10 protein-coding genes are annotated in these 8,847 nt (G+C 42.3%); 6 read left to right on the forward strand and 4 right to left on the reverse strand.

The features are described from left to right. Positions 1-133 precede the first annotated feature (133 nt). The 3 genes from QD47_RS31970 (at position 134) to QD47_RS28545 (ending at position 2,755) form a co-directional block, all read left to right on the forward strand. Positions 134-490, forward strand: a complete 357-nt coding sequence (locus tag QD47_RS31970; RefSeq protein WP_152643900.1) for a hypothetical protein — start codon at positions 134-136, stop codon at positions 488-490. A 377-nt stretch (positions 491-867) separates the two neighbouring features. Further along, positions 868-1,785 (forward strand): hypothetical protein, encoded by a 918-nt coding sequence (locus tag QD47_RS28540; protein ID WP_044649307.1) that lies wholly within the window; start codon positions 868-870, stop codon positions 1,783-1,785. Between the two features lie 31 nt (positions 1,786-1,816). Beyond that, the gene (locus tag QD47_RS28545; protein ID WP_044649308.1) at positions 1,817-2,755 is read left to right on the forward strand and encodes a hypothetical protein; all 939 of its coding nucleotides are present in this window, start codon (positions 1,817-1,819) and stop codon (positions 2,753-2,755) included. A gap of 357 nt (positions 2,756-3,112) precedes the next feature. Here the strand turns inward: QD47_RS28545 and QD47_RS28550 are convergent, their stop codons facing one another. From QD47_RS28550 to QD47_RS28560, 3 genes are all read right to left on the reverse strand, one after another. Beyond that, entirely contained in the window at positions 3,113-3,451 is a 339-nt protein-coding gene (locus QD47_RS28550) for a DUF4870 domain-containing protein (protein ID WP_044649309.1), read from the reverse strand. A 378-nt stretch (positions 3,452-3,829) separates the two neighbouring features. Next, entirely contained in the window at positions 3,830-4,111 is a 282-nt protein-coding gene (locus QD47_RS28555) for a hypothetical protein (protein ID WP_044649310.1), read from the reverse strand. A 30-nt stretch (positions 4,112-4,141) separates the two neighbouring features. After that, positions 4,142-5,317 (reverse strand): MGDG synthase family glycosyltransferase, encoded by a 1,176-nt coding sequence (locus QD47_RS28560; RefSeq protein ID WP_044649313.1) that lies wholly within the window; start codon positions 5,315-5,317, stop codon positions 4,142-4,144. 421 nt (positions 5,318-5,738) lie between these two features. Between QD47_RS28560 and QD47_RS28565 the strand changes: the two genes are divergently transcribed. Together QD47_RS28565 and map are read left to right on the forward strand one after the other, a co-directional pair. Next, positions 5,739-5,927, forward strand: a complete 189-nt coding sequence (locus QD47_RS28565; RefSeq protein WP_007428354.1) for a hypothetical protein — start codon at positions 5,739-5,741, stop codon at positions 5,925-5,927. 106 nt (positions 5,928-6,033) lie between these two features. Further along, entirely contained in the window at positions 6,034-6,816 is a 783-nt protein-coding gene (gene map, locus QD47_RS28570) for a type I methionyl aminopeptidase (RefSeq protein ID WP_082067344.1), read from the forward strand. Between the two features lie 70 nt (positions 6,817-6,886). Here the strand turns inward: map and QD47_RS28575 are convergent, their stop codons facing one another. Then, the gene (locus QD47_RS28575) at positions 6,887-8,173 is read right to left on the reverse strand and encodes a hypothetical protein (RefSeq protein ID WP_044649311.1); all 1,287 of its coding nucleotides are present in this window, start codon (positions 8,171-8,173) and stop codon (positions 6,887-6,889) included. 145 nt (positions 8,174-8,318) lie between these two features. Between QD47_RS28575 and QD47_RS28580 the strand changes: the two genes are divergently transcribed. After that, a complete protein-coding gene (locus QD47_RS28580) occupies positions 8,319-8,828 on the forward strand; it encodes a GNAT family N-acetyltransferase (protein ID WP_044649312.1) in 510 nt (169 codons plus the stop codon). The last annotated feature ends 19 nt before the right edge of the window (positions 8,829-8,847 follow it).

Raw genomic sequence — 8,847 nt, forward strand, 5'->3', positions numbered from 1 at the left:
ATAGCCGATCCAAAACGCTGAAATACTACCTTCATATACTTCCTTTCTTAAGGATAAACACATACAAGAGATTTTACCGGGTTTAATAACCATTGTAGATGCAGCTAATAAACACCAAATTTCCATAGATGACGTGTTATTAGAATTTTCAGATGAAATTCAATTATTAAAAGATCGTGAGTATCTAAGAAGCGAGTATTATGAAGAACGCTTTAACCTGAGTAGATGCTCAGATCTCTGCTATCAATTAGCATTATATTACTTTTATAAAAAGAGTAATGATACTGCCATAAACAATGTTTTGAAAAGTATGGAAATGGCAATTATTATAAAGCAAAGAGATGTTGTTCGATGTATTTCTCTTTTTGAAGAGCACAGAGTCTATGCTACGAGCAAGCAGCAAATGCTTTATGAGTCCATGTTGAAAGAGGTGAGAGAACTTGGGGAAAATAGCCAAGATAGTCGCGATTTCTTTGGCGTTGGTGGTTAGCTTTGGGATTAATATTTCTGTAAACCCAAATACCAATATTCAAGGTTTTGTTGGCTATCAATGGACCGATATTGGAACATTTGGACATGGACCGGGTGGAATGACAAGAAGCCTCGGTCATGGTCCTGGGGCTTAACGGATAATGCATTTTGCTCTAAACATTGAATAGTCAACTCAACGAGTACGAAAAACTTATGGAGAGTGACTAGTTTTTCATACTCGTTGCAATTAGTATGATAAATAAATATTGAGTAATGGTAGTAGTTTCTCTTAACACTAACGAAGCATCTATTGATAAGAGAGCATATAATATAATTATATATATTTACTTATAAATATATATAAAATTTTACTTTTAATGAAATGGAGCGAAACTAGTGGATGAACGAATTTTAAATGAATTTGTGAAATTCTTAGCTATGAAGAAACGATTGAAGGTATCTACTCAAGAGGGCTACCTAACATATATTAGGCATTTTATTGATATTGCAAGCTCAAGAAATGCAAGTGATAATATAGAAGGTTTTTTCCAAGAGGAAATCATACGAACCTTTTACAACGTAAAACCAAGCAGTATATCTAGCGCAGTATTGTTAGCGTTTTCGCAATTCCTTTATGAGAGAAAGCTAATAGATAGAGTCCCTTTTCTTGATATCAATCATAGATTATTAGAGTTGAAGATAACTCCTACAAGACTATTTAAAACAGAGTTTTTATCAGAAAAACAAGTGGAATTTATAAGGGGAGAGAGGGTGTATTACCGCTTCATTGAGAATCCTAAGCGCCTTGATAAGGAGATTTCAATCGTTGGTCCAGTTATATGGGAACTCGCATTAATGGGCTTAGAACAAAAGGAGTTAATAAGTTTAACAATTCATGATTTGGAAGTATCTCATAATCGCTATCGTATTCGAAATTTGTATAGAGAGAAAAATGATCTATTATCCGAATGGATTACTCTTAATTCTTATACAATAACGAAGCTAATAAGATATTTGGAGTATAGATCTAAGTTATCAGTTAAAAATGAAGAATTACTTCTCATTGAAGGAAGACCATTGGATAATAGAAGCATAAATCATGCTTTCTCAATTTTCAAGAGGGTTGAAAATTTAAGAGAACTTCAAAACTCTGGTGAGATAAATGCACAACTTTTAGTGAGAACAGGTATTTTACTATCTTTGCTAAAGACAAATGGGCAAGGTTTAATTGATATTATTAGGATATTTGGGCTTGATAATTCTCAGGTGTCTTACTCAATAACAGAATATTTACGTTCTACATATGGTAAGTAAATTATAATTTATTGATTCTTCTGGAGGTTTTATGGAGAAATGGTTTATGGTTCTTTTGGATTCATTAAAGTCACGAAAGAAGCTCTACTTTTCTGTTTTGTTCATTGCACTTATTGTATTAATCAAGAAAAATTCCCCGAGTTTTTATGGAATTCTTCATGAAGAATTTAGTCGAACAATTACTGTGTTTTATAACCATATATATAGTTCTGTTACCATGTTCATTTTTATTTTTTTGTTTTATTGGTTAGCTCGTATAAGTGATAAAAAATACTCACAACGATTAAAAAATGAATTCGAAGGTTTAAAAAGAAGAGAGTCATCTTCTTCAGAACCTCTGAAAACTCAAGTGAAAGATTACATGAGACAAAATAAGATGGTTAGGGAAATCACTATTATAAATGGAACACAATCTACTATTCAGTATGTACGTGGTTGGGTAGAAGTATATAAATCAAATAAGAGAATTCGTCTTTATCCTTTTGAAGTTAAACAGTTAAGAGCAAACAAGAAACATCAAATCCATTTGGATGATTTGTCTGATGAAGAGAATATTATAGATGAATTCAATACATTCTTGGAGAAAATAAATTTAAATGATGAATCAGAAAATGATCTTTTTTTATATGGTTGGAAAAGGTACTTAATTAGAGGTGATTTAAATGATTATAAGCGTTCTCTATTAGAGAAGGTTACTGGATTAAATTTGAAATGGCTAAAAAGGATTTTTTGTGAAGAGGTTATTGATAAAATTAAAAGTTATTTTAGAATATACACTCATTTTCGAAATTACAGACCAGTCAAAGGAAATGCTATCAAGAATCTTTTGCGAATTTCATTTGTTAATATTCCTATCGTTTGTATAATTCTTTTTGCTGTTTACTTTTTACTTAGAGATTTTGGTGTACTACTTTATGAACTATTTATAATTTGGTTTGAATTTTTATCCCTTGTCTTTAATTCGTTATAGATGAACTAAACTTTCATAAATGCGCTCAACAATTCCTTGCTTATACTAGAGACCCACTCCTAATTTCTGCGTTGATGTATCAACATAGAAAAATATATTGCTTATAGCTTATCAGGTGCCCCCACTGCTATTAATATGGGTATCATTTGTTCTTGAGCTTCATTCCTGATAAAAGGAAAACGTGAAGTTTGAAAAATGAAAGCAATATTAACTTAATTTATCAAGTTAATATTGCTTGATACACAAATTATAAAATAGCCGCGCCTTGGACTTTATCCGAGACACGGCTGTTCGTTGATTCTAAAGCCACCTTAATTTTTACGCATAAATCGTTAGAAGGTTCGTAAATGCTGTATCTCACAACTGCCGAGCTTGATGGAGGGCTAGATCACCCACCCAAGGAAGCTTGAGCCACTTGCCTTGTCCAGCATGAATGATCAAGACGATCCATAATGCGATGCCTGCGAGCGTCAGCAGGGAAGCGAGTGGAGGGCCGAGTAGCGGAATGAGTCCTGCAAGTACATGCCCGATCATGAGGGCTACGAACAGAAAAATAGATTGCAGCGCGTGAAACAGGACGAACCGACTTTTCTTTTCCAGCAACACGAAGGCCAGTGCACCAAGGAATGCGAACAGGTAGCACAGGACAGCCGCTATATTTTCATCCATTCCTGTGGAAGACTTGTAGACTGACATGTAAGGCCAATCCCCCTTTATAAGTTTTTCATGCGCAAGCTCCGTACTATACAGGGTATGAGGACAGGAATTAAGGTTATGCCAACCTGCGGCAGAAAAAGTTCAAGCCGAGCATGTGTATAAAAACACGAAAAAGGCCGAACGAATAGGTTTCGCTCAGCCCTTTTTAACGTTATCCACAATTTTTGCACATGTTGTACGCAATTTATCCACTGATTCATAATATTTATCCACAAAACAAACAGTTGTTATACATAATTTGTGCACAAGTTGTAGACAACATAGGATAAATCCACGCTTTATGCACAGTTTGTGCACAATATATCAACAAGATATACTTATCTGTGGATATTTCATTCAGATACTTACTTTCCCATGTTAACGATCTCCGCGTTGTAAACGACGGCGTGGGTGTGTAATTTTACCCTTTTTATCCTCGTCATCCTCTTTGGGGACAAGTCGTTCATCGGTACGTCCGTCATGATGATTGTCAAAGGCGTATTCGGTCATTTTCCACTCGGAATCGCCTAAAACAACATCAGAGGGAAAATGCTGTCCCCGATGTAAATGCTGCTCATGTCCGTCCTCATCGACATAAATACCGTCTACTTCTACCTTCTCACCCGTTAGCGGGAGCAAATCCTTTCCTTTGCGTTCCATTGGTATCCCCTCCGTCTGGCTTATTCTTCGTTAATTTGTCCGTATGGAAGGGGTTTTATCCACAAGCTGGTGCAAAATATCCTCGGCAATCCGGTCTGCGGGATGAGGTTTGCGCAGTTGTTCAATCGACTGTTTCATTCCTAGAGCGAGAGAGGGATTGGAGATCAGGTCGACGCAAAGTTGAATTAGCTCTTGCGTATTACGGGCAATGCGAGCAGCTCCTTTTTGCTCCAGATAGAGGGCGTTATTCAGCTCCTGACCGGGTACAGGCTTGAACACAAGGATGGGTAATCCAGAGGCTATGCTTTCCGAGAGAGTGATGCCGCCGGGTTTGGTAATAACCATATCGCTTGCGCGCATGAGTGCGGGTACATAGTCGATGAATCCGAAGATGCAGATATCGGGGTGGTCTGCATACAGCGCATCCAACTCAGCTTTTAGCTGCGGATTACGTCCGCAGACGATCAGTAGCCGCAGCTGTGGGAGACGGCTCAATTGCCGACAAATGTCCAATATGCCGGACATCACGCCATAGGCACCTGCCATAATGAGCAGTGTTGTAGTTCCCGGATCTGACGGAGGAATTGGATAATCCTCAGCAACATCAGCATCAGCATCTTCTGGATCAGTATCTTCGGCAAGCCTTTTATAAAACGAAGCATGAATCGGGATGCCTGTGGCGACAATCCGTTCGGAAGGGATTCCCCGCTGTGCGGCTTCCTGCTGTATATCCTCGGTTGCCACATAGTAGCGATCGATATCGGGATGCAGCCAGCGCCCGTGCAGATCAAAGTCTGTAACCACGTTCACAATGGGCAGCTTCATCCCCAATTTGCGGCGTAACGCCGGGAGAGCGAGCTGCGGGAACGTATGTATGACAAGGTCAGGATTTTCCTTTTCCAGAGTGAGCGCAAGCTGGCGCATCCCGAAGGAATGCAGCACACTGCCAAAGGCTGATTTTGCCTGCATTTCACGGGTTATGTTATATACCCAACCGTAAAGCTCGGGAATGGTTTTGAAGCTTTGCATATAGACAAATTTGGTTAAACCGTTCAACCAGGGGTGGGATTCAGCCATCAGGTCGAGTAACTGAACCTCGCAGCGTCCGAGCCTTCGCAAACTGTCCATAATAGCTCGGGCGGCTTGCACATGGCCTTCTCCGTAGCTGGCATACAATATTAAAATTTTTGGTGCTGCGGCTTCCATCATGTCTAGCCCCCTATTATTCAATAAACACATGTAGCTTATTTCAGGAACGTTCGCATCCATTCTCCTTGTATGTTTATTTATTTTACCCCAAACACATACACTCCAAAAGCCGATAAATAGGGTATACCCTCCTGTAACAGCCAAGATGGCAACCCCAATATGACGTGTAGCGTAAAATTTGGGTAAATTAGATGTAAAATTTCTGGAAAGCTGAAAGCTGTACCTGAATATGTTATAATGGGGAAGTGATTCAGCCAATAGAAATTCGGTTAATAATAGTGTCAGGTACATGCCTTGCATAAGGCATTCCCGACCTAAGCTGCATTAAGACATACTACTTCACTGCATAAGGACATCAATACTTTTCGGCATTCTCTTCAACGGAGCACTTATTTTCAACGTTTTGGGAGGGAGTTACATGGCAACGAAAGGTCACAATGAAGTTAAGGAAAGTCTGCGGGAAATGACTCGAATTTTCCGGCCTAAGGATCCCAAAAAATTTGTAAAGGAATATGTGCGAAAATACCGGATTACAGGAGGGTATGAGGAAGAGTTGACCATGGTGGTGGAAAACGAACTCGGTCGCATAAATTCTTCAGTATCTTAAAGGGTTCGATGACCCGCAAAACATAGGAATACGACTTTTATAAACCGTCTATCCACAGAGGAGACGGTTTTTTTGTGTCCGCCCTGCATACAATGGGATAGGTTTAGTGAATTTGTATGCTCAAAGGAGGCGGATTCCAATAGAGATAGCGATACGAACACCGGAGGAAATCGGCTACATGAGGGAGGCCGGACGTATTTTGGCAGATTGCCATCGTGCGTTGGAGAGCCGTATCCTTCCGGGAATGACCACGCTGGAAATTGATGCGTGGGTAGAGCAATTTTTGAGCAAGCGCGGAGCCACGCCTGAGCAAAAAGGCTATAAGGGCTTTCCTTATGCCACCTGCGCTTCGGTCAACGAGGTAGTATGCCACGGCTTTCCCTCGGAGCGAGTGCTTCATGATGGGGATATTGTGACCATCGACATTGTCGTCAATAAGGACGGCTGGCTGGCTGACCGGGGCTGGACCTATGCAGTAGGTAACGTCAGTCGCCCGGTAGCGAGGCTGCTACGGCAAACGCATAAGGCACTGGTGCGCGGAATCGAAGTCGCCCGTCCGGGCAGGACACTGGGGGACATTGGGCACGCAGTGGAAAAAGCGACAGGATGGCGGCGGTACGGCATCGTGAAGCCCTTGATCGGGCACGGTATTGGTCGTCAGATGCACGAGCCGCCGGATGTTTTGCACTATGGCCGTGCCGGAACGGGGTTGCCGCTGCGCGAAGGGATGGTGATTACCATCGAGCCGGTATTTACCCTCGGAACGGAGGGGGCTGTATTGTGGGAGGATGATGGCTGGACCATCACCTCGGCGGACGGCAGTTGGGGCGCACAATATGAGCACACGATTGCGATCACGAAGAACGGCCCGTACATTTTGACCGCATAAAGATCGGTACAGCCATAGGGAGTCCAATCTGCCTGGCATGGGCAAGGGGCTCTCTTGGCGGGCTTTTTATTCAGGATGACACGTTCATCGTATTCAGAGAGATTTTCCGGTAAAGCCACAGATAGATACCTAATTCGACAGGTGAGGAAACGGCCATAACGATTCCTGCCACCTGTCCGTCCAGCCCCGGAAAAAAGGAGATGCATAAAATGAGCGCGAGAATCGCAAAGGAAACGGAGAACAATCTGCCGATGAAAACAGGTTTGGTATTGCCGATCAATATCGACCGTCCGATGAAATATTCTACCCATGGATAAAATGCTACATAGATTGAAAGTATGCGAAGCAATCCTCTCGTCTCCACCAGCAGTTCCCCTTCCAGTCCCAACACATCCCGCAAAATAGGATCACCTGCAAATTCAAAGGACAACAGCAGCAATAATAACGGCGATAGTACGGACAGAACGCTCAAAAATATCAGCACCTCCCGACGCCTGCTCGTGTAGAATTGAATGACGATCTGATGCAGGGAACTGCAAAACCAGACGAACAGATTCAGGATTTGCAGAGCCACGGAGAAGGAGGCTACGGCCAATAATGGATCGGTTGTATTGTTCAGCGCAGCCTGTATGGACGGATTTAGAACAACCAGCACCAGCGCCGAATACAGCAAGGGGAGATAAAAAGGAAGCAGATGGCTTGCACGGTGGATGGTTTGCTCGCCGTTGTTGGGCGGCAGCTTTCTTTTTAAAACGCGGCCTTCCAAAAAGGTAACGACCAGTTCAATAAAGATGCCTGCAATAAAGATGGCAGCGCCAATTCGCCCGTCATTCGTCCAGCCTGCCCGAATTAGAAACCAGGATGCAATCAGCATCGCGATAATACGAATGGACGAGCTGAACGTCATCCAGGCCGTACGGTGCTTGTTAATAATAAGCCCCTGATAGATGTTGCGGACGGCTACTAATATGTACAGTAAAGTAAGCACCTGAAACACACTCTTGGTGGGTTCGATCAAGGCAGGAGATACACCAAATACATATTGAAAGATCAGATTACCAGCAGGTGTAAGACCAATACTCCAGCCGATGACCAGTACAGCCGCCGCTACACACGCACATAAAATACCGATGGAGCGAACGGATTGGCGGTCATATCCGAATTTCGTGGTCATCTGTCGTACGGCGGTTAACGGGGTTTCCAGCAGCAGGCACAGGCTAACTGCCACCGCATAGCTGCTCAATGTGAACGAAGGATGCTCCGAGCGTGCGAGCACAGCATTGACGATGACATGGGTCAGCGCGGCAATCAATGATGAGATGCCAAGCGGAACGTAGAATGAAATGATTTTATTCAAGTCAAATCCTCCAGTAATGAATGATGAGTAAAGGGATTGCCGTTGCATCGAGCTTCTGTAAACAATGGTAATTCTTATTATAGATCAAGAATGGGCTCGTCGGTATAATAGAGAGCATAATATTGGAAATGGAAGTGGAGCCAACATGATGATTAGAGAAGCGACGATATCAGATACGGCAGGCATCGCCAAGGTACATGTGGATTGCTGGAGAACCACCTACAAAAATATCATACCCGCCGAGGTTCTGGAACGACTTTCCTATGAGCAAAGAACAGAGCTGTGGAAATCAAATATATCCAGTGAAGACGATCATCAGGTATATGTGGTTGAAAATGAGAAGGAGGAAATCAGCGGATTTGTGAGTGGAGGGCCGGAAAAGTCAGGTGAATATCCCCCGTATGAGGGAGAGGTAACTGCTATTTATGTGTTAAAAGAATACCACAGTCTAGGATGGGGAAAGCAATTATTCATGCGTCTTCTTCAACATTTAAGCAGTATGAACATTCACTCTGCCATCGTCTGGGTGTTAGCAGATAATCCGGCTCGCTATTTTTATGAGCAACTGGGAGCCAAGCTTATAGTAGAGCAGCATCTTATAAAAATGGGTGACAAGAACCTGAACATGGTGGCTTACGGGTGGGAACATAAATAGCGGACTGTACAAATGGAAG

This window comes from Paenibacillus terrae, from assembly GCF_000943545.1.
Taxonomy (GTDB): Bacteria; Bacillota; Bacilli; order Paenibacillales; family Paenibacillaceae; genus Paenibacillus; species Paenibacillus terrae_A.

What these genes read in the sequence shown, in the direction of transcription:
- QD47_RS28555 (WP_044649310.1), bottom strand. Translation starts at nt 4,111, where the DNA reads ATGGAACGCAAAGGAAAGGATTTGCTCCCGCTAACGGGTGAGAAGGTA.
- QD47_RS28545 (WP_044649308.1), top strand. Translation starts at nt 1,817, where the DNA reads ATGGAGAAATGGTTTATGGTTCTTTTGGATTCATTAAAGTCACGAAAG.
- QD47_RS28550 (WP_044649309.1), bottom strand. Translation starts at nt 3,451, where the DNA reads ATGTCAGTCTACAAGTCTTCCACAGGAATGGATGAAAATATAGCGGCT.
- QD47_RS28580 (WP_044649312.1), top strand. Translation starts at nt 8,319, where the DNA reads ATGATGATTAGAGAAGCGACGATATCAGATACGGCAGGCATCGCCAAG.
- QD47_RS28565 (WP_007428354.1), top strand. Translation starts at nt 5,739, where the DNA reads ATGGCAACGAAAGGTCACAATGAAGTTAAGGAAAGTCTGCGGGAAATG.
- QD47_RS28560 (WP_044649313.1), bottom strand. Translation starts at nt 5,317, where the DNA reads ATGGAAGCCGCAGCACCAAAAATTTTAATATTGTATGCCAGCTACGGA.